The following is a 19858-nucleotide window of genomic DNA, read 5'->3' as shown; positions in this document are numbered from 1 at the left end:
GGAGCGCCCCGGCCCATGGCCGGCGCTGCGCCCGGACCCGGTCCCGGACCGGGTCGCCCACGTTCGAATCTACCTGCGGGCACCGACAGTGCCCGTCCACGGGTGCTATGGACAAAGGACGCCGAGGGTGCTAGCCGGCTCCCGCCGCGCTTACCCGGAGCTCCGTGATCCACCCCTACCCGGGCAGCAAGCAGCTCGAACGAGTGGTCACATACCCTTCACGCTGACGTGTCGTACCCGCCCGTCACCCCGTCGGCCCAGCCTGTCCGCTCAGCCCGCCGGCTCCGTCGGCCCGGACTCCTCGTCCTCCTCGTCCTCGTCCTCGCGCCCCGCCAGCACCGGCGACCCGTGGTGCGACCAGACCTTCCACTCGTCGCCGGCCCGCCGGAAGACGTTGGTGGCCACGACCAGCTGGCCCACCAGCGGGCCCAGCTCGCCCTCGTTCTCCGCCGGGGCGCCGCTGAGGATGTTCTCCGTGCAGGTCACCAGGGCGGTGTCGCCGGAGACGGACACCTCGACGTCCGTGAGGAAGAACTGGATGTAGTCCGTGCTGGCCATGATCAGGGCGTACGAGCGCAGCACCTCGTTGCGCCCGCGCAGCACCGGCCAGCCGGGGTGCACGCAGGAGACGTCGGTGCGGGGATCGTTCAGCCAGAGGCGGTCCATCGCCGCGGTGTCCCCGCGCTCCACCGCCTCGTACAGGGCGGTGTTCGCCAGCTCGACCCGCTCGCTGTCCGTACGGGCGGCGCTCACGCGGCCCCCTCTGCGGCCGCGGCGGCCCGGACGGCCCGGACGACCCGTACGGCGTCCGCGCTGGCCCGCACCTCGTGCACCCGCACCGCCCAGGCCCCCTCGTACGCCGCGAGCGTGGAGACGGCGGCCGTGGCGGCGTCCCGCTCGCGGGCGGGCGGCGGATCCCCCTCGGGGCCGGCCAGCACCCGGCCCAGGAAGCGCTTGCGGGAGGCGGCCACCAGCAGCGGCAGGTCCAGCTCCCGGCGCAGCCGGGCCAGCCCGGCCACCAGTGCCAGGTCGTGCTCGGCGTTCTTGGCGAAGCCCAGCCCCGGGTCGACGACCAGGCGGTCCGGCTCCAGGCCCGCCGCGATCACCTCGTCGACCCGCCGCCGCATCTCGGCGAGGACCTCGCCGGTCACATCGGGCCCGTAGACCGCCCGGCTGTTCATGTCGGCGCTGAAGCCGCGCCAGTGCATGACCACGAACGGCACCCCGGCGGCGGCCACCACGGGCACCATCGCCGGGTCCGCCAGGCCGCCGCTGACGTCGTTGACCAGCACCGCGCCAGCCGCGACGGCGGCCTCGGCGACCGAGGCGCGCATGGTGTCCACCGACACCACCACCCCCTCGCCGGCCAGCTCGCGGACGACCGGGACCACCCGGCGCAGCTCCTCGTCCTCGTCCACGCGCACCGCGCCGGGGCGGGTGGACTCCCCGCCCACGTCGACCAGGTCGGCGCCGGCCGCGACGAGCTCCAGGCCCCGCTTGACGGCGAGGGCGGTGTCGAACCAGTGCCCCCCGTCGGAGAACGAGTCGGGGGTGACGTTCACCACGCCCATCACCGCACACCGGTCCCACGCGGGCAGTCCGACCGGCCCGACCGGGCCGCGCAACGTACTCATACCGACCAGCCTAGGGCGTAGGCACGGCCCGGCACCGCCCGCGGGGAGGCCACAAACGGGCCCGGACGGCGCGAAGGCCCTCCCGGAACGTGTCCGGGAGGGCCTTAGGGGATGCCGTCGGCGACGGGCGCGCCGTCACGCCGCGCGCGTGACCTCGCCCTGCTCGGCGAGGGTGCCCTCGTCGTCCAGCTCCGGCTTGGGCTCCGTCGGGCGGCGGCGCAGCAGGCGCGGCAGCTCCAGGAAGCCCTCCGCCTGCATCATCGCGAAGCCGATGCGGGGCAGGTCGCGGCTGGTCGGGAAGACGATGAAGCGCGGCTCCCAGCGCGGCCGGAACTTCTCGTTGAACTTGTACAGCGACTCGATCTGGAACCAGCGCGAGAGGAAGATCAGCACCGTGCGCTGGATGCGCACGACCGGGCCCGCGCCCAGCTTGCCGCCGCGCTCGAGGGCGGAGCGGAAGAACGCGAAGTTCAGCGACAGGCGCTTGATCTTGAGCTCGGGCGCGGCCTGGAGGAAGGCGACGATCAGCAGCTCGTTCATGCCCGGGTCGGCGCTGCGGTCGCGGCGCATCAGCTCGAGCGAGCTGCCGTCCTTGCCCCACGGCACGTAGTGCTGCATGGCGCGCAGGTCGCCGAAGGCGAGGTCCTCGCCCTCCTCCGGGTCCTTGTGGGCCGTCGCGATGATCGCGTCCAGGTCCTTGGGGTCGCCGATGCGGCCCAGGGCCATGGAGAAGCCGCGCTCGTCCTCGGTGTCACGCCAGGCGTTGGCGGCCTTCTGGACGGCCTCCAGCTCCTCGGGGGTCAGGTCGCCGACGCGGCGCACCTTGGTGGAGTAGCCGTTGCGCTCGATGCGCTTGACCATCTGGCGGACGTTGCGCATGGAACGGCCGGTCAGGCTGAAGTCGGCGACGTCGACGATGGCCTCGTCACCCATCTCGAGGGCGTCCAGGCCCGTCTCGCGGGTCCAGACCTCGCCACCGGTCTCGCTGCAGCCGGCGACCGCGGGGGTCCAGGAGTGGCGCTTGGCCAGCTCCATGAACTGCTCGATCGCGCCCGGCCAGGCCTCGACGTCGCCGATCGGGTCACCGCTGGCCAGCATCACGCCGGAGACCACGCGATAGGAGACGGCGGCCTTGCCGGAGGGCGAGAAGACGACGCTCTTGTCGCGGCGCAGCGCGAAGTGGCCGAGCGAGTCGCGCTCACCGTGCTTGGCGAGCAGCTCGCGCAGCTTGTCCTCGTCCTGCTCGGTGAGCACGGGCGCGGGGTACGCCGGGAGGAAGGCCAGGTACGCGGTGGTGGCCACGGTCAGCAGGCCGAGGGCACCCAGGGAGTAGCCGACGGTGTAGTCGACGCCGCCCGTGTAGCGGATCGATCCCTCGAAGCCGAACAGGCCCCAGATGACGTGCTCGATCTGCTCCAGCACCGGCGGGTCGCCGACCATCTGCTTGGGGTGCGAGCCGACGATGACCCAGCCCAGGCCGAAGCTGAAGGCGCCCATCAGGATGAAGTTGGCCAGCGCCTTCCAGCGGCTGCGCGGGTCGGGCAGCGCGTAGAAGGCCTTGCTGTGGCCGACGAGGTAGATGAACAGCAGCAGCGACAGGATCGCGCCGGCGTAGGAGTGGCGGTAGATCAGCTGGGCGGCGGCGCCGATCGGCAGCACCACGACGGCGGCGAGCCAGGCCCGCTTCTTGGCCCGCTTGAGGCCGTGGGCGAGCATGAGCAGCAGGATGCCGACGATGATCGAGCCGGCCGCGGCCAGCTGGGTCACACTGCCGGGCAGGACCTCGGCGAGGGAGTGGACCTTGCTCCAGCGGAACCGGGGGATGACCCCCGCCGCGATGTCGGCCAGACCGATGAGGGCGGCGACCGTGCCCACGACCGCCGGAACGCGCTCCGGCCTGGGTCCCCTGGCGATACGCGCAAGCCCCGACAGCCACTTGGGCCCCGAGGGAACCCCATCGGACTTTTTGCCATCTACCCTGACAGACATCTCTTCCCGTCGTCCATGTCGAGAGGACCTGCGCCGTTCGGCGGCAGCGCCCGGACAATGTGCGCCCTGTAGGACGACGGTTTCGGGGTTGAGGTTCCGTGGGGGGCCGAGCCCGGAAAGAAGTAACCATTCCGCGACTCGGCGCCGGGTCGCTCGGCAGAAAGCACCTCATGGGTCTCACCAGCATGCCAGTACTCCTGCTGGCCATCGTGGCTGCGGTAGTGCTCTTCGCATTGACCATTTGGCTCTGGCCCCGGCTCGGCAAGAAGGGCATCGGTCCCGTCAGCGCCCGCATCGGCATGATGCTGGCCACGCAGTTGTCGCTGTTCGCCGCGATCGGCCTGTGGGCGAACCAGTCCTTCGGCTTCTACGGATCCTGGGCCGACCTCTTCGGACAGGTCAAGAACGAGGGCGTCGTCGTCGACCACAGCGCGGGCGCCAAGCGGGTGCAGGTCGTCAGCGCCCAGGCCGTGAAGGTCCCGCGCGGTGACGTACCGCGCGTCGGCGGCAAGATCGAGAAGATCAACATCGTCGGCCCCGAGTCGAAGATCAGCAGCCCGGCCTACGTCTACCTGCCGCCGGAGTACTTCCAGCCGGAGTACGCGAACAAGACCTTTCCGGCCTCCGTCGCCCTGACCGGCTACCCGGGCACCGCCGAGGCCCTGGTCAAGGGCCTGGACTACCCGGTGCGCGCGCACAAGCTGGCCAAGGACAAGAAGATGCAGCCCACCATCCTCGTGATGATGCGGCCCACCGTCGCCCCGCCCCGCGACACCGAGTGCATCGACATACCCAACGGCCCCCAGACCGAGACCTTCTTCACGAAGGACCTGCGCAAGGCCGTCTCCGAGCACTACCGCGTCGGCACCCAGGCGAAGAACTGGGGCATCATCGGCGACTCCACCGGCGGCTACTGCGCCCTGAAGTTCGCCATGCGCCACCCCGACGCGTACTCCGCCGCCGCCTCCCTGTCCGGCTACTACAAGGCCCCGCAGGACGCCACCACCGGAAACCTCTTCGGCAACAGCAAGTCGCTGGAGCGGGAGAACGACCTGCTGTGGCGGCTGAAGAACAAGGAGCTGCCGCCCGTCTCGCTGCTGGTGACCTCCAGCAAGAAGGGCGAGCACAACTACAAGGACACCCTGAAGTTCATCGACATGGCGTCGAAGTCCCCCACCCGGGTCTCCTCGATCATCCTCGAGAGCGGCGGCCACAACTTCAACACCTGGCGCCGCGAGCTGAACCCCACCCTCAAGTGGATGAGCAGCCGCCTGAGCGCCTAGTCGCCACCAGCCCGGGGCCCGCCGTCGTGCGGGCCCTTTCCATGTCCGGGGGCGGTACGCCGTGGCCCGGGGCCGGCGCCCGGCCCCGTCCCAGCGGGCCGTGATCGGGCTCGGCGTCAGCGGGCCATGATCAGGCTCATGGCCTCGGCACGCGTGGCCGCGTCGCGCAGCTGGCCCCGCACGGCGGAGGTCAGCGTCTTGGCGCCCGGCTTGCGGATGCCGCGCATGGACATGCACATGTGCTCGCACTCGATGACCACGACGACGCCGCGCGGCTCCAGGATCTCCATCAGCGAGTCCGCGATCTGCGTCGTCAGCCGCTCCTGCACCTGCGGGCGGCGGGCGTAGACGTCCACCAGCCGGGCCAGCTTCGAGAGGCCGGTGATCTTGCCGCTGGTGGAGGGGATGTAGCCCACGTGCGCCACGCCGTGGAACGGCACCAGGTGGTGCTCGCAGGTGCTGTACACCTCGATGTCGCGGACCAGCACCATCTCGTCGTGGCCGAGGTCGAAGGTCGTGGTGAGCACGTCCTGCGGCTCCTGCCACAGGCCGGCGAATATCTCCTTGTACGCCCGGGCCACCCGCGCCGGGGTCTCCCGCAGGCCCTCCCGGTCCGGGTCCTCCCCGACCGCTATCAGCAGCTCACGGACGGCGTTCTCGGCCCGCTTCTCATCGAACTCACCGATGGAGCCCTCGGCGTCCAGCGTCACCGGGTCGGTCATGGGCTTGCCTCGTTCTCTCGTGCCTATGCGCTGCGTGCGGCCCCACCGGAGGGGGGAAATGCGCGATGCCGCGCCCCCAAGGCTAAAACCTGGGTGGCGCGGCATCCATTCCGGGCCCTGTACGGCCCCGGGCGACGGCTCGCGGGGAGCCGCCGATCAGCTCTCCGGAGTGCTCGGCGCGTCCTTGGACAGCTCGACCGAGTCGACCGACGGCGAGGCGCCGTTGTTGGCCGGGGCGAGCTCCTTGGGCGAGAGCACCGGCGGGCGGCTGGAGGGCGTACGGCGCGAGGAGCCGGTCCACGCGGGGCGGGCCGGGCGCTTCACGACGTGCTTGAAGATCTCGGCGATCTCCTCCTTGTTCAGCGTCTCCTTCTCGAGGAGGGCCAGAACGAGGTTGTCGAGAATGTCACGGTTCTCGACCAGGATCTCCCACGCCTCGTTGTGCGCGGTCTCGATGAGCTTCTTGACCTCTTCGTCGACCAGCGCGGCGACCTCTTCGGAGTAGTCGCGCTGGTGCGCCATCTCGCGGCCCAGGAACGGCTCGGAATTGTCGGAGCCGAACTTGATCGCGCCGAGGCGCTCGGTCATGCCGTACTGGGTGACCATCGCGCGGGCCGTGGCGGTGGCCTTCTCGATGTCGTTCGCGGCGCCCGTGGTCGGGTCGTGGAAGACCAGCTCCTCGGCCGCGCGGCCGCCCAGCATGTAGGCCAGCTGGTCGAGCATCTCGTTGCGCGTGGTGGAGTACTTGTCCTCGTCGGGGAGGACCATGGTGTAGCCGAGCGCGCGGCCCCGGGACAGGATCGTGATCTTGTGCACCGGGTCGGAGTTCGGGGAGGCCGCCGCGACCAGGGCGTGTCCGCCCTCGTGGTACGCGGTGATCTTCTTCTCCTTGTCGCTCATGATCCGGGTCCGCTTCTGCGGTCCGGCCACGACACGGTCGATCGCCTCGTCCAGCGAGTGGTTGTCGATCAGCTTCTTGTCGCTGCGGGCCGTGAGCAGCGCCGCCTCGTTCAGCACGTTCGACAGGTCCGCGCCGGTGAAGCCGGGCGTACGACGGGCGACGGCGCCCAGGTCGACGTCCGGGGCGACCGGCTTGCCCTTCTGGTGAACCTTGAGGATCTCCAGACGGCCCTGCATGTCCGGACGGTCGACGGCGATCTGCCGGTCGAAACGGCCCGGGCGCAGCAGCGCCGGGTCGAGGATGTCCGGGCGGTTGGTGGCGGCGATCAGGATGACGCCGCCCTTGACGTCGAAGCCGTCCATCTCGACGAGCAGCTGGTTCAGGGTCTGCTCGCGCTCGTCGTGACCGCCGCCGAGGCCCGCGCCACGGTGCCGGCCCACGGCGTCGATCTCGTCGACGAAGACGATGGCGGGGGCGTTGGCCTTGGCCTGCTCGAACAGGTCACGGACCCGGGAGGCACCCACACCCACGAACATCTCGACGAAGTCGGAGCCGGAGATGGAGTAGAACGGCACGCCCGCCTCGCCGGCGACGGCGCGCGCGAGCAGGGTCTTGCCCGTACCGGGCGGGCCGTAGAGCAGCACACCCTTGGGGATCTTGGCGCCCACGGCCTGGAACTTCGCGGGCTCCTGCAGGAACTCCTTGATCTCGTGGAGCTCCTCGACGGCCTCGTCGGAGCCGGCCACGTCGGAGAAGGTCGTCTTCGGGGTGTCCTTGGTGATCAGCTTGGCCTTGGACTTCCCGAAGTTCATGACCCGGGAGCCGCCGCCCTGCATCTGGTTCATCAGGAACAGGAAGACGACGACGATGAGGACGAACGGCAGCAGCGAGAGCAGCACGCCCAGGAAGGGGTTCTGCTTCGACGTCGAGACGTTGTACCCGTCGGGCAGCGTGCTGGTGTCGTCGTCATCGGCCTTGGCCTGGAGATCCTTGGAGATCTCGACGCCCTGGTCGCCGATGTAGTTCGCCTGGACCTTGCTCGAGCCCTTGATCTTGACGCCGCTCTTGAGCTCGATCTTGATCTTGTTCTCGTCGCCGGTCGTCAGTTCGGCCGACTTCACCTGGTTCTTGTCGATCGCATGGACTACCTGACTGGTGTCCACCGACTTGTAGCCGCCGGACGAGCCGACGACCTGCATCAACACGACCACGGCGAGGACGGCCAGCACGATCCACATGACCGGCCCACGGAAGTAGCGCTTCACGTCCATCCATACGGGGCGCGAGCGCCCCGTCCCTCCTGCCACAGTGAGGCACGGCGACCCCGGATCGGGGTGCCTGTGCGTGCGGTGTCGTGCTCGACCTTGAAAAGATTGAAAAGACTGACCTTCGGACGGTACCCCAGCATTGTCACCCGACGCCGCCAAGGACGGTCAACACCCGCCCTCCCCTGCTCCAACGGCGGGAAGCCGAATTCGGTTCCCGCCCGCCGGAAGACCCCGTCCGTCAGGGGTGCGGGGACGCTCAGCCGCCGTAGACGTGCGGCGCGAGCGTGCCCACGAAGGGCAGATTGCGGTACTTCTCCGCGAAGTCGAGACCATAACCGACGACGAACTCGTTGGGGATGTCGAAGCCGACCCACTTCACGTCGATGGCGACCTTGGCCGCCTCCGGCTTGCGCAGCAGCGTCACGACATTGAGCGACGCCGGCTCGCGGGAGCCGAGGTTCGACAGCAGCCACGACAGGGTCAGGCCGGAGTCGATGATGTCCTCGACGATCAGGACGTGCTTGCCCTTGATGTCGGTGTCGAGGTCCTTGAGGATGCGGACCACTCCGGAGGACTGGGTGCCCGCGCCGTAGGAGGACACGGCCATCCAGTCCATGGTGACGGGGTTGGACAGGGCACGCGCCAGGTCCGCCATCACCATCACGGCGCCCTTGAGAACGCCCACGATGAGCAGGTCCTTGCCCGCGTAGTCCGCGTCGATCTTCGCGGCCAGCTCAGCCAGCTTCGCGTCGATCTCTTCCTTGGTGATGAGCACCGACTTCAGATCGGTGCCCATGTCCTTGTCGTCCACCCGCGCCACTCTCGCTCGTTCACGATTGCCGGAGGACCAGTCTGCCACCCTGCCTGCGCACCGCGACGCGCCCGGGCAGGTTGATGGCCCCCTGGCCGCGCCAACCGGTGATCAGCCGGTCGACCTCTTCCAGGTGCCGGGCGAAGAGGGAACCGGCCGGGGAGCCCGCCTCGATGGCCGCGCGGCGCAGCACCCGGCGGCGGACGGCGGGCGGCAGGGCGAAGAGCTTGGCGACCTCGAGGTCGCCGGCGTCGTCCCGGACGGAGGGCTCCACGGCGGCGGCCCAGGAGTCGAGGGCGTCGGCGTCGTCGCGGGAGAGCTGGGCGGTCCGGGCGAGCGCCTCGACGACGCCCTTGCCCAGGGCCTTCTCCAGGACGGGCAGGGCTTCGTGGCGGACCCGGGAGCGGGTGTAGGCCGGGTCGGCGTTGTGCGGGTCGTCCCAGACGGGCAGGGACTGCACCATGCAGGCCTTGCGGGCGGTCTGGCGGTCCAGGCCGAGGAAGGGCCGGCGGTAGCGGCCGCCGACGCCGGAGGCGGTGGCCATGCCGGACAGCGAGCGGATGCCGGAGCCGCGGGCGAGGCCCAGCAGCACGGTCTCCGCCTGGTCGTCACGGGTGTGGCCGAGCAGGATCGCGGCCGCGCCGTGCCGGTCGGCGACGGCGTCCAGGGCGGCGTAGCGGGCGTCGCGGGCGGCGGCCTCGGGGCCGCCCTCACGGCCGACGTCGACGCGCACGGCCTCCACGGGGTCGAGGCCGAGAACGGCGAGGCGGCTGACGACCTCGGCGGCACGCAGGTCGGAACCGGCCTGGAGGCCGTGGTCCACGGTCACGCCGCCGGCCCGGACTCCGAGACGGGGGGCCTCGAAGGCGAGGGCGGAGGCGAGGGCCATGGAGTCGGCGCCGCCGGAGCAGGCGGCGAGGACGAGCGGCGGCCGGTCGCCGGCCGCGCTGGGTACGGAGGCGGGCGGAGCGAGGGTGAGTACGTCGTGGAGAACGCGGCGGACCGCCAGGCGTATCGCCGCGACCGCGGGGTGTGGACCCATGTCCGTGTGTCCAATCGTTCCATGCGAAAGGGGGGTGGCGGAGCCGACCTCGGCGCCTTGCCGGCTCCGAGTATCCGCCGTCTCCGTCACGCTGTGTGCGTCGATGGTGACAGAGACGAGCCTTTACCCGAGCATCGCACGCCCACCCTTGGCAAACGGTCCCTCGGACGGGTGATAACGGGAGCGTTCTTCCGGCACGGCGCGTGCCGACGTCACCCGTCGGTACGACCGTGCACCCGTGCGACCCAGTCCGCCGGTTTGGCGATCTCGGCCTTGGTGGGCAGCGTGTTCGGCGACGTCCAGACGCGGTTGAAGCCGTCCATGCCGACCTCGTCGACCACGGCCCGCACGAACCGTTCGCCATCACGGTACTGCCGCAGCTTGGCGTCCAGACCCAGCAGCTTGCGCAGCGCCGCGTCCAGCCGGCCCGCGCCGCTGGCGCGCCGCTTCTGGAACTTCTCCCGGATCTCCGCGACGCTCGGCACGACCTGAGGGCCCACGCCGTCCATCACGTAGTCGGCGTGACCCTCCAGCAGGGACATCACGGCCGTCAGCCGGGTGAGGATCTCCCGCTGCGCGGGCGTCTGCACCAGCTCGACGATGCTGCGCCCCTCCTGCGGAGGCCGCGCGCCCGTCAACGACTGCGCCGCCTCCCGCACCCGCTCGAGGAGCGTGGCGGGGTCCACGTCCGTCTCCGCCAGGAAGGTCTGGATCTCCCCCTCGATGTGGTCCCGCAGCCAGGGCACGGCCGTGAACTGCGTCCGGTGGGTCTCCTCGTGCAGGCACACCCACAGCCGGAAGTCATGCGGGTCGACGTCCAGCTCGCGCTCCACCTGCACGATGTTGGGCGCCACGAGCAGCAGCCGCCCGCCGCTCTCGGGAGACCCCGGCAGGTCGCGCGTCACCGGCGCGAACGTCTCGTACTGCCCCAGCACCCGCGACGCCAGGAACGACAGCAGCATCCCCAGCTCGACGCCGGTCACCTTGCCGCCGACCGTCCCCAGCACGGCACCGCCCGGCAGGCCCGCGCGGCGGCCCTGCATCTTCTCCAGCAACGGCCCGAGCACCGCCCGGAACCCGGCGACGTTCGCCTTCACCCACCCCGCCCGGTCGACGACCAGCACGGGCGTCCGCACCCCGGCCTCGCCCTCCCGCAGGCCCATGCGCGTGAACCCCCGCACATGCCCCTCCGACGCCTCGGCGTGCCGCCGCAGTTCGGCGACCACCTCACGCGCCTCGTCCCGGCTCACCTCCGGCCCCGGACGTACGAGCCGGGTCGCGGTCGCGACCGCGAGCTTCCAGTCGACCATCTCCGTGCCACCGACGCTCGTCATGCCTTCACCGTACGTGCTGCGCACGGCTCCGAGTGAGGTCTTACCCGGTCCCCCACGGGGTTTGTGGGCAGTCGTTCCGCAGGGCTGGGGGCACCTCCCAGCGGTAGCTGGGGGAGGGTGGGCACAAACCGGCCCACCGGGCCGCACCTGGACGGCCGGTTCGGCACCGCCGGGCCCCTTGCGGTGAGCTGAACACCGTTGCGGCGGAAAGAATCCCGGGGCTGCGCCCCGCCCTCACCCGGCCGTGGCCACCACCGCCGCCAGGCGGTCGAGGGCCCTCTGCGCCGCGTCGCCGTCGGTCGTGCCCGAGGCCATGAAGCCGAAGGTCAGGAGGCGGCCCGAGGGGGTCACCGCCGTGCCGGCGAGGGTGTTGACACCGGTGAGGGTGCCGGTCTTGGCGCGTACGGTGGCGCGGCCGGCGTTCTCGCGGGGGTAGCGGTCGCGGAGGGTGCCGCTGAAACCCGCCACCGGCAGGCCGGTGAGGACGGGTCGCAGGCGTGGGGTGCGCGGGTCCGCGGAGCGGGCCAGGAGGCGGGCCAGGAAGCCGGCGGAGACCTGGTCGGCGCGGTCGAGGCCGCTGCCGTCGGCGATCCGTACGCCCTCCATGGGCAGCCCCAGACCTGCCAGCCGGTCCGTGACGGCCTTGGCCGCGCCCTCGAAGTCGGCCGGACGGCCGGAGGCGAGGGCGGTCTGGCGGGCGAGCGCTTCGGCGATGTCGTTGTCGCTGTAGGTCAGCGCCCGCTCGACCAGATCGGCCAGCGGTGCCGACGCGACGGCGGCGACGCGGGCCGCCTTGGCGTCGGCCCGGGTCTCCGACACGTCGCCCTCGACCTCCACGCCCCGCTCGCGCAGCAGGTCCGCGAACTTCCGCGCCGCGTCCGCGGCCGGCTCGGCCGTGCGGTCGGCGGGTCCGCGGAAGGAGTCGTCGAGGCGGCCCTCGTCGACCATCAGCGCACTGACGGGGGCGATGTTCACGTTGAGGCCGATGGGGTGCAGGGCGGGGCCGGAGTAGCGCGAGGCGTCGTAGGCGAGCCGGGTGCGGGCGGTCCCGCGGGCCTTGAGGGAGCGGGCCGTGGCGTCCGCGAGGTCGGAGAGCGAGGCGAAGCGCGGCCCGCCGCCCTTGCCGGAGGGCGCGGCGGTGAGCGTGGGGTCGCCCCCGCCCACCAGCACGATGCCGTCCGAACCGGCGACCACGGTGGTCTCGATGCGGTGCTCGGGCCCCAGCGCGGCGAGCGCGGCGGCGGCCGTGGCGATCTTGATCGTCGAGGCCGGGGTGTACGCGGTGCCCTCGCCGGACCCGTAGAGCTGCTCCCCGGTGGCGGCGTCGACGACGGACGCGGCGTGGTCGGTGCCCAGCGCGGAGTCGCCCAGCAGCGGTTCCAGCGCTCCGGCCAGGCTCTCCCGGGAGGCTGCCGCGCCCCGGGTGCGGAGCGCGCCGAGCACGGGAGGCGCCGTGACCGGCCCGGCGGCGCGCGCGGCGCCACGCGGGGCGTCACCCCCCGGACGTACCGCGGCGGCGGCCCGGACCCGTTCGGCCTTACGCTGGCCTCCGTCCCAGGGGCCGGAGGCCGCCACCGCACCGGTCGCGATCACGATTCCGGCCACGGCTGACGCGGCGGCGAACCCCATGGTCCGGCGCTGCGCCAGGGGGGCGTCCCGCCACTGTCTGACCTGCCACCATCCGGCTCCAGGCTCCACGGACCAGCCCCTTTCGCCACCACACACCTACGTGGGGGACACTTAATCACCAGACGTATGTGTTGATCATGAAGGAGCCACCCGTGGAGTTCGACGTCACCATCGAGATCCCGAAGGGTTCGCGGAACAAGTACGAGGTGGACCACGAGACCGGTCGCATCCGTCTGGACCGCCGACTCTTCACCTCGACCTCCTACCCGGCCGACTACGGCTTCGTCGAGAACACCCTCGGCGAGGACGGCGACCCGCTGGACGCGATGGTCATTCTGGACGAGCCGACCTTCCCCGGCTGCCTCATCAAGTGCCGCGCCATCGGCATGTTCCGCATGACGGACGAGGCCGGCGGCGACGACAAGCTGCTGTGCGTCCCGGCGAACGACCCCCGCGTGGAGCACCTGCGCGACATCCACCACGTGTCGGAGTTCGACCGCCTGGAGATCCAGCACTTCTTCGAGGTCTACAAGGACCTGGAGCCGGGCAAGTCCGTCGAGGGCGCCGACTGGGTCGGCCGCGCCGAGGCCGAGGCCGAGATCGAGGCCTCCTACAAGCGCCTCGAGGCCGCCGGCGGCTCGCACCACTGAGCAGCCTGAAGGGCTCGCGCCACCGAGCCTGAAGCACCCGCGACGCGCGGCTTCCCCGTCCTACGTGACTAGAAGCCGCGCGTCCGCTTCGCCGCCCGGCGCCCGGCGCCCTCGCCGGGCACCTTGAGGAACAGCCGGGCCATCTCGGAGCCGAGATTCACTCCGATGGCGATCGCCAGCGCCAGGGCCGCCGCCTTGGTGAGGCTGGAGATGCCGGTGTTGAGCTCGTTCTTCGCGAAGTTCAGCAGCGCGAAGTACACCGCGCTACCGGGCAGCAGCGGCCCGATCGCCGCCGTGATGTACGGCAGCGCCGAGGCGTGCCGGTAGCGCGCCAGCAGCTGCCCGAAGAGGCCCACGAGGCCTGCGGCCACGGCCGTGGCGGGCACCGGGTCGGCCCGCATGGTGTCGGCGAGCGCCGCGTAGATCACCCAGGCGACCCCGCCGTTGAGCGTGGTGACCCACACGGTGTGACGTTCCTGCTGAAGCAGCACCGCGAAGGCGAAGGCCAGCAGCATCGCCGCGACGATCTGGATGACGGGCCGCTCCTTGTGCTGCAGCGCCGCCTCGGGGTTGAGCGTGCCGCCGCCGATGTGCACGCCCCCGTAGAGCACGACGAGCACACCGCAGACAATGCCCACGATGAGGTAGCCGACCTCCAGCAGCCGGGCGGCCGCGGTGATGTAGAAGCCGGTCAGGCCGTCCTGTACGCCCGCGACCAGGGCCCGCCCGGGAATCAGGGCGAAGAGACCACCGGTGATCACGGCGGAGGCCTGGATGTCCGGGCGGCTGGCGCTCAGCGCCACGCCCATCGCCGCCGGCGGCAGCGCGGCGGCGACGAACTGGTAGAACTCCGGCAGCCCGCGCCCCGCCGCCAGCCACGCCAGCCGGTCGCCGAGCATCGCGCCGACCGCCGCCGCGAGGAACACCACCGGCCCGCCACCCACCAGCATGCTCGCCGCGCCCGCCAGCAGCCCGGAGGCCAGCGTCAGCGCCCAGCCGGGGTAGGGGTGGCGGTTGCGGCGCATCTCGGCCAGCCGGCCGTACGCCTCCTCCAAGGTCAGGCCGTTGGAGGTGATGTCGTGGATGAGGCGGTAGACGGCGTTGAGCCGGGTGTAGTCGGTGCCGCGCCGGCGGACCGTGCGGTGGGCGGTGACCGGGTCGTCGACGAGCGAGGCCTGGTAGCTGACGGTCAGCAGGGTGAAGGTGACGGTGGGCTCGCAGCGCCCGAGCCCGTAGGCGTGCGCGACGCCGAGCATCGCCGTCTCCACGTCCTCGGCCCCCTCGCCGCCGGCGAGCAGCAGCTCGCCGATGCGCAGCGTCAGGTCGAGCACGCGCGGCACGGCCGGGCCTGCTTCCTCCTCCTGGCGCGGCGGGCGGTCGGGCATCGGGCGCTCGGCGAGCGGCATGCGCAGCATGGTGCGCATGCGGTCCTGCCAGGGCGCCTCCTCCTTGATGAGGCTGACCTTGGGTATGCCGTGGGGCGGGGTGAAGGCGGGGAAGGAGGCGGCCGGGCCGGCGCCGGGCCAGGTGAAGGCCGACCCCTCGGGCTCGGTCTCCGGCTCGGGCGCGACGCCCTCGGGCAGCGCGAACTCCGACGTGGGGTGCTCGTCCTCCGGTACGGGCGGCAGCGGCACCCCCAGCGGCGGGGTGAAGGCGCTGCGCGCCTCGTCGGACTGCGGCTTGCGGTCCTCGGCCGGATCACCCGCCCGGCCGTCCGCCGGGCCCCCCGGGCCCGAACCGCCGCCTCCCCGCTGCCGATCCGCCACCACACGCTCCTCGTCAGGCCCTCGTGCACCGTCCTGCTCAGTGCCACCATGCCTGATGGGCCGTACGGGCGCGCATCGGGGGCCCGGATATACGGAACGGCAGCCTCAGCGGGGTGCCGCGGAGACTGCCGTGGTGGGTTCCGGGGGCCGTGGTGGGCCGTAGTGGGCCCTGGGGGCGGGCCGTGGGAGCCGGAGCCGGAAGCCGGGAGCCGGCCCGGGGCTCAGCGCCGGGCGTGCCGGCCGCGCGGGCCGGGCGGCTGCTGGTCGTCGGGGTTGTAGCCGCCGTCGTCGTCGGGGCTGTAACCGCCGTTGTCGGGGTTGTAGCCGCCACCGTTGGGGTTGTAGCCCCCGTTGCCGGGGTTGTGGCCGCCGTTGCCGGGGTTGTAGCCACCATTGCCGTAGCCGCCCTGGTTGCCGTAGCCACCGCCGTGGCCGCCGCCGTAGCCACCCTGGCCGTGGCCGCCGCCGTTGCCACCGTTGCCGTAGCCGCCCTGACCGCCACCGTTGCCGTAGCCGCCCTGGTTGCCGTAGCCAGCGCCGTGGCCACCCTGGCCGCCGTAACCGGCACCGGCGCCGCCGTAGTAGCCGCCGCCGTTGCCCTGGCCGCCGTAGACGCTGTCCTGACCGCCGCCGTAGCCCCCGTCGCCACCGCCGTAGCCGCCCTGGTTGCCGCCGAAGCCACCCTGGTCGGCGCCGTAGCCGCGCTGGGGGCCGCCGAAGCCGCCCTGGTCGGCGCCGTAACCGCCGGCCATCGGGGCCGGCGCCGCCGGGGTCGCCGGCGCCTGGGCCGCGGCCTTCTTCGCCTTGGACCGGGCGCGCAGGAACTCGATGGCGATCGGCACCACCGAGATCAGCACGATCGCGACCAGCATCATCTCGATGTGCTGGTGAACGAAGTCGATCTTGCCCAGCGACGCACCGAGCAGCGTCACGCCGACGCCCCACAGGAGGCCGCCGATGATGTTGAAGATGAGGAACGAGCGGTAGTTCATCCGGCTCACGCCGGCGATGATCGGCGTGAAGGTCCGGATCACCGGCACGAAGCGGGCCAGGACCAGTGACTTCGGGCCGTACTTCTCGAAGAACTCGTGGGCCTTCTCGACGTTCTCCTGCTTGAAGAGGCGGGAGTCCGGCCGCTTGAAGAGCGAGGGGCCGACCTTGCGGCCGAAGAGATAGCCGGCCTGGTCGCCGAGGATCGCCGCGGCACCCACCAGCGTGCACACCATCCACAGCGGCTTGTCGATCTGGTTGGTGGTGACCAGCAGGCCCGTGGTGAACAGCAGCGAGTCACCCGGGAGGAAGAACCCGATCAGAAGGCCGGACTCCGCGAAGACGATGGCCAGGACGCCGATCAGACCGAATTGCTCGATCAGATAGTTCGCGTCGAGCCACTGGGGGCCGAGCGCGAGGGTGGTCATGGGAGTCACGGGTGACAGGCTCCTGAATGGAGGGCACAGGCTCGTGCGAGGTCCGGGCACAGGCGGGGAGTGTGGTGTGCGGCCCAAAGTTATCAACGCCACCGGGCCCGTCTCGGTTCCACCCGATCGGCGCAACCCCACGCCTCCAGGGTGCGTCACGGACAACGAACGGCAAAACTGCACAGACAGACGGAGGTGGGCCCGATGGGCATCGACGAGTACGGCGGCGGCCAGCACGAGAAGTCCGATGTGTTGGTCGTCACGACCAATGACGTGCCCGGCTACCGGGTCGACCGGGTCATCGGAGAGGTGTTCGGCCTGACCGTCCGCTCCCGCCACGTCGGCAGTCAGATCGGCGCCGGCCTGAAGTCCCTCATCGGCGGCGAGCTCAAGGGCCTGACCAAGACCCTCGTCCAGACCCGCAACCAGGCCATGGAGCGCCTGGTCGAGCAGGCCCGCGCGCGCGGCGCCAACGCCGTCCTCATGTTCCGCTTCGACGTCACCGAGGCCGCCGACGTCGGCACGGAGGTCTGCGCGTACGGCACGGCCGTGGTGATCACGCCGCTGGCATGACCCCGCTGACGTGACCCCGCCGGCATGAGCCCGGGCGCCGCCGTCGGGCGGCGTCAGGCGCCCGTCAGGCGGCGTCCCGCATGGCCCGGAACGTCCTCCGGTACGTCAGGGGGGACACCCCGATGGCGGTGTGCAGATGCTGCCGCAGCGACGCGCCCGTACCGAAGCCCGCGCGGTGCGCCACCAGGTCCACCGGCCAGTCGGTGGTCTCCAGCAGACGCCGCGCCCGCTCGACGCGCTGCCGCAGCAGCCACTGCCCCGGGCTGTCGCCCGTCTCGGCGCGGAAGCGCCGGGTGAACGTCCGCACGCTGACCCGCGCGTGCGCGGCCAGATCGGCCAGCGTCAGGGGCTCCTCCAGCCGCTCCAGCGCCCACGCGCGCGTGGGCGCGGTGCCGCTGCCGTCCGGCTCGGGCACCGGCTGCCGGACGAACTGCGCCTGCCCGCCGTCACGCCATGGCGGCACCACGCACATGCGCGCCACCGCGTTGGCGACCTCGCTGCCGTGGTCGCGCCGCACGATGTGCAGGCACAGGTCCACCCCGGCGGCCACACCGGCGGACGTCAGCACGTCCCCGTCGTCGACGAACAGCACCCCGGCATCCACCCGGACGGCGGTGAACATCCGCCGCAGCTGCTCCGCCTCCTTCCAGTGCGTGGTCGCGGGCCGCCGGTCGAGCAGCCCCGCCGCCGCCAGTACGTACGACCCGGTGCAGATCCCCACCATGCGCGTCCCCGGCCGCACGGCGGCCAGCGCGGCCCGCAGGTCTTCCGGCAGCAGCCCGGTCTCCTGGATCTCCCCCAGGGCGTGCGACGGCGGGATCACCACGGTGTCGACGTCCGCCAGCGCGGACGCGTCGTGGCCGACCACCAGCTCGTAGTCCGCGTCCGTGCGCACGGGCCGGCCGTCGACGCTGCAGGTCGTCACCGAATAGAGCGGCTCCCCGGCCGCCGAGACGGCGGCACCGAAGATCCGGGCGGGAATGCCCAGCTCGAAGGGGACGACACCGTCCAGCGCGAGGACTCCGACGCGGTGCATGGCCTGATTCCGCACGGCCTGATTCATGGCCCGATTCTTTCAGACGTTGGCCATCGGGCCACTACTCGGCGGCGGCGGGCCCGGGGAATCTTGAGCCACACCCCCTCCGAAGGAAGCGAAACATGCGCGCCATCAGCCAGAACGCCCCCGGCGGCCCCGACGTCCTCGAGCTCGTCGAGACCGACCGCCCCGAGCCCGGCCCGACCGAGATCCTCGTCCGCGTCCACGCCGCCGGCGTCAACCCCGTCGACTGGAAGAGCCGCGACCGTGGCGTCCTCGTCTCCGGAGCGGCCACGCCGTTCACCCTGGGGTGGGACGTGGCGGGCGTCGTGGAGGCCGTCGGCGCCGGCGTCACCCTCTTCGCCCCCGGCGACGAGGTCTACGGCATGCCCCGCTTCCCCCACGCCGCCGGCGCCTACGCCGACTACGTCACCGCCCCCGCCCGCCACTTCGCCCACCAGCCCGCCGGCCTCGGCCACGTCGGCAGCGCGGCCCTCCCCCTCGCCGCCCTCACCGCCTGGCAGGCCCTCGTCGACACCGCCGACATCCGCCCCGGCCGGCGCGTCCTCGTCCACGCCGCCGCCGGCGGCGTCGGCCACCTGGCCGTACAGATCGCCAAGGCCCGCGGCGCGTACGTCATCGGCACGGCCCGCGAGCCCAAGCACGCCTTCCTCCGCGACCTGGGCGCCGACGAGCTCGTCGACTACAGCCAGCAGGACTTCGCCGAGGTCGTCCACGACGTCGACGTCGTCCTCGACACCATCGGCGGCGACTACGTCCACCGCTCCCTGCGCACCCTGCGCCCCGGCGGCACCCTCGTCACGATCGTCCCCCCGGACGACACCTTCCCGGCCGAGGCCGCCCGCGCTGCGGGCGTACGGGCCACGTTCGTCCTCGTCGAACCCGACCGCACGGGCCTGCGCGAGATCGCCGCGCTCGTGGAGAGCGGTCAGCTGCGCGTCGAGGTGGACGCAGTGTTCCCCCTGGAGGAGGCCGCCAAGGCCCACGAGCTGGGGGAGCGGGGGCGGACGACGGGGAAGATCGTTCTGACGGTGGCCTCCTGATCGAGGAGTAACGATCCATCCTCACCCGGGCGGGTGGCGCTAACGTCGTAACCGGGACATGTGCCCACGAGCCTTCACACCATCTGGTCCATGGGAGCAGCAATGGCCGCAGAAGCCTGGCACGAACAGCCGGAGCGTGCCGCGCGGGACGAACCCGCCACGCGCGACAACTGGATGTATCCACCGGCGGACGGCGGCTGGACATGGGATCAGGTGAGGGAGCTGATCCTGCCATTCGACTGGGAGCTACTGGGCGGGAAGATCGTGGTACGTGGGGCGGCCAAGTGGTGGCACAACCTGGTGCGGGACGAGCTGTATTACCGGCTGCGGAGCGTCAAGCCCGAGGCATTCGTGATCACCACCGAGCAATCGGTCATCTTCAACGACAACAACGTCCCCAGGCCTGACATCGTGGTCTTCGACAAGCGCGGCCTCGACGTCGGAAAGGTGGAGTGCATTCCCGTCGAGAAGGTCGTCCTCGCCATCGAGGTCGTCTCTCCCGGCTCGCGCACCGAAGACCGTTTCCTCAAGCCGGGCATGTATGCCCAGGCAGGGATCGACTATTACTGGCGTGTCGAGCGGGGCGAGGGGAACGTCCCCGAAGTGCACGAGTGCTGGCGCCACCAGGAGGCGGGCTTCTACGTCCCCAGCCCCGACCGCCCCACGCATGTGGGCACGTTCAAGACGGACGCCCCCTTCCCCATCGAGATCGACCTGCGCAGCCTGATCGAGGTCTGA

17 protein-coding genes are annotated in these 19858 nt (G+C 71.6%); 5 read left to right on the top strand and 12 right to left on the bottom strand.

The genetic code is table 11. The features are described 5' to 3' along the window. Positions 1-270: 270 nt before the first annotated feature. The 3 genes from J1792_RS07625 to J1792_RS07615 all read right to left on the bottom strand — a co-directional run bounded on the left by J1792_RS07625 (position 271) and on the right by J1792_RS07615 (position 3623). A complete protein-coding gene (locus J1792_RS07625) occupies positions 271-753 on the bottom strand; it encodes a nuclear transport factor 2 family protein (RefSeq protein WP_086566607.1) in 483 nt (160 codons plus the stop codon). Further along, on the bottom strand, positions 750-1634 hold the full coding sequence (gene folP / locus J1792_RS07620; protein ID WP_086566606.1) for a dihydropteroate synthase: 885 nt from the start codon (positions 1632-1634) through the stop codon (positions 750-752). Before folP ends, J1792_RS07625 begins: the two co-directional genes overlap by 4 nt. A 135-nt stretch (positions 1635-1769) precedes the next feature. Further along, the gene (locus tag J1792_RS07615; RefSeq protein ID WP_086566604.1) at positions 1770-3623 is read right to left on the bottom strand and encodes a phosphatidylglycerol lysyltransferase domain-containing protein; all 1854 of its coding nucleotides are present in this window, start codon (positions 3621-3623) and stop codon (positions 1770-1772) included. Between the two features lie 170 nt (positions 3624-3793). Between J1792_RS07615 and J1792_RS07610 the strand changes: the two genes are divergently transcribed. Beyond that, entirely contained in the window at positions 3794-4906 is a 1113-nt protein-coding gene (locus J1792_RS07610) for an alpha/beta hydrolase (protein ID WP_086566602.1), read from the top strand. A gap of 116 nt (positions 4907-5022) precedes the next feature. Here J1792_RS07610 and folE read toward each other — a convergent pair whose 3' ends face one another. The 6 genes from folE to dacB all read right to left on the bottom strand — a co-directional run bounded on the left by folE (position 5023) and on the right by dacB (position 12682). Continuing rightward, entirely contained in the window at positions 5023-5628 is a 606-nt protein-coding gene (gene folE, locus J1792_RS07605; protein WP_086566600.1) for a GTP cyclohydrolase I FolE, read from the bottom strand. 156 nt (positions 5629-5784) lie between these two features. Then, the gene (ftsH, locus tag J1792_RS07600) at positions 5785-7800 is read right to left on the bottom strand and encodes an ATP-dependent zinc metalloprotease FtsH (RefSeq protein ID WP_086566598.1); all 2016 of its coding nucleotides are present in this window, start codon (positions 7798-7800) and stop codon (positions 5785-5787) included. Between the two features lie 253 nt (positions 7801-8053). Beyond that, positions 8054-8593, bottom strand: a complete 540-nt coding sequence (gene hpt, locus J1792_RS07595) for a hypoxanthine phosphoribosyltransferase (protein ID WP_086566629.1) — start codon at positions 8591-8593, stop codon at positions 8054-8056. A 34-nt stretch (positions 8594-8627) separates the two neighbouring features. Then, positions 8628-9650 (bottom strand): tRNA lysidine(34) synthetase TilS, encoded by a 1023-nt coding sequence (gene tilS / locus J1792_RS07590; protein WP_086566596.1) that lies wholly within the window; start codon positions 9648-9650, stop codon positions 8628-8630. A 212-nt stretch (positions 9651-9862) separates the two neighbouring features. Then, positions 9863-10984, bottom strand: coding sequence for an Rv3626c family coenzyme F420 biosynthesis-associated protein (locus tag J1792_RS07585; RefSeq protein WP_086566595.1), 1122 nt, complete (start codon positions 10982-10984; stop codon positions 9863-9865). Positions 10985-11218: 234 nt separating this feature from the next. Continuing rightward, positions 11219-12682 carry a D-alanyl-D-alanine carboxypeptidase/D-alanyl-D-alanine endopeptidase gene (gene dacB / locus J1792_RS07580; RefSeq protein WP_307842918.1) on the bottom strand — a complete coding sequence of 488 codons (1464 nt, stop codon included), beginning with the start codon at positions 12680-12682 and terminating at the stop codon, positions 11219-11221. An 83-nt stretch (positions 12683-12765) separates the two neighbouring features. Between dacB and J1792_RS07575 the strand changes: the two genes are divergently transcribed. Beyond that, the gene (locus tag J1792_RS07575) at positions 12766-13263 is read left to right on the top strand and encodes an inorganic diphosphatase (RefSeq protein ID WP_071962293.1); all 498 of its coding nucleotides are present in this window, start codon (positions 12766-12768) and stop codon (positions 13261-13263) included. A 68-nt stretch (positions 13264-13331) separates the two neighbouring features. Here J1792_RS07575 and J1792_RS07570 read toward each other — a convergent pair whose 3' ends face one another. Both J1792_RS07570 and J1792_RS07565 read right to left on the bottom strand, forming a co-directional pair. Beyond that, entirely contained in the window at positions 13332-15032 is a 1701-nt protein-coding gene (locus J1792_RS07570; protein ID WP_207246876.1) for a threonine/serine exporter family protein, read from the bottom strand. A gap of 218 nt (positions 15033-15250) precedes the next feature. Further along, a complete protein-coding gene (locus J1792_RS07565; RefSeq protein WP_207247108.1) occupies positions 15251-16447 on the bottom strand; it encodes a DedA family protein in 1197 nt (398 codons plus the stop codon). Positions 16448-16651: 204 nt separating this feature from the next. On the opposite strand from J1792_RS07565, the gene J1792_RS07560 reads away from it, so the two are divergent. Beyond that, the gene (locus tag J1792_RS07560; RefSeq protein WP_086567616.1) at positions 16652-17020 is read left to right on the top strand and encodes a YbjQ family protein; all 369 of its coding nucleotides are present in this window, start codon (positions 16652-16654) and stop codon (positions 17018-17020) included. 64 nt (positions 17021-17084) lie between these two features. Here J1792_RS07560 and J1792_RS07555 read toward each other — a convergent pair whose 3' ends face one another. Continuing rightward, complete coding sequence (locus tag J1792_RS07555) at positions 17085-18056, bottom strand: GlxA family transcriptional regulator (protein ID WP_207247107.1); 972 nt, start codon at positions 18054-18056, stop codon at positions 17085-17087. Positions 18057-18178: 122 nt separating this feature from the next. On the opposite strand from J1792_RS07555, the gene J1792_RS07550 reads away from it, so the two are divergent. After that, on the top strand, positions 18179-19120 hold the full coding sequence (locus J1792_RS07550; protein ID WP_207246875.1) for an NADP-dependent oxidoreductase: 942 nt from the start codon (positions 18179-18181) through the stop codon (positions 19118-19120). Positions 19121-19210: 90 nt separating this feature from the next. Continuing rightward, a complete protein-coding gene (locus J1792_RS07545) occupies positions 19211-19858 on the top strand; it encodes a Uma2 family endonuclease (RefSeq protein ID WP_242645470.1) in 648 nt (215 codons plus the stop codon).

The sequence above is a fragment of the Streptomyces triculaminicus genome, assembly GCF_017349075.1.
Lineage (GTDB): Bacteria > Actinomycetota > Actinomycetes > Streptomycetales > Streptomycetaceae > Streptomyces > Streptomyces triculaminicus.
The sequence above is the reverse complement of the archived record's forward strand: the minus strand, read 5'-3'. Positions and strand labels throughout refer to the sequence as shown.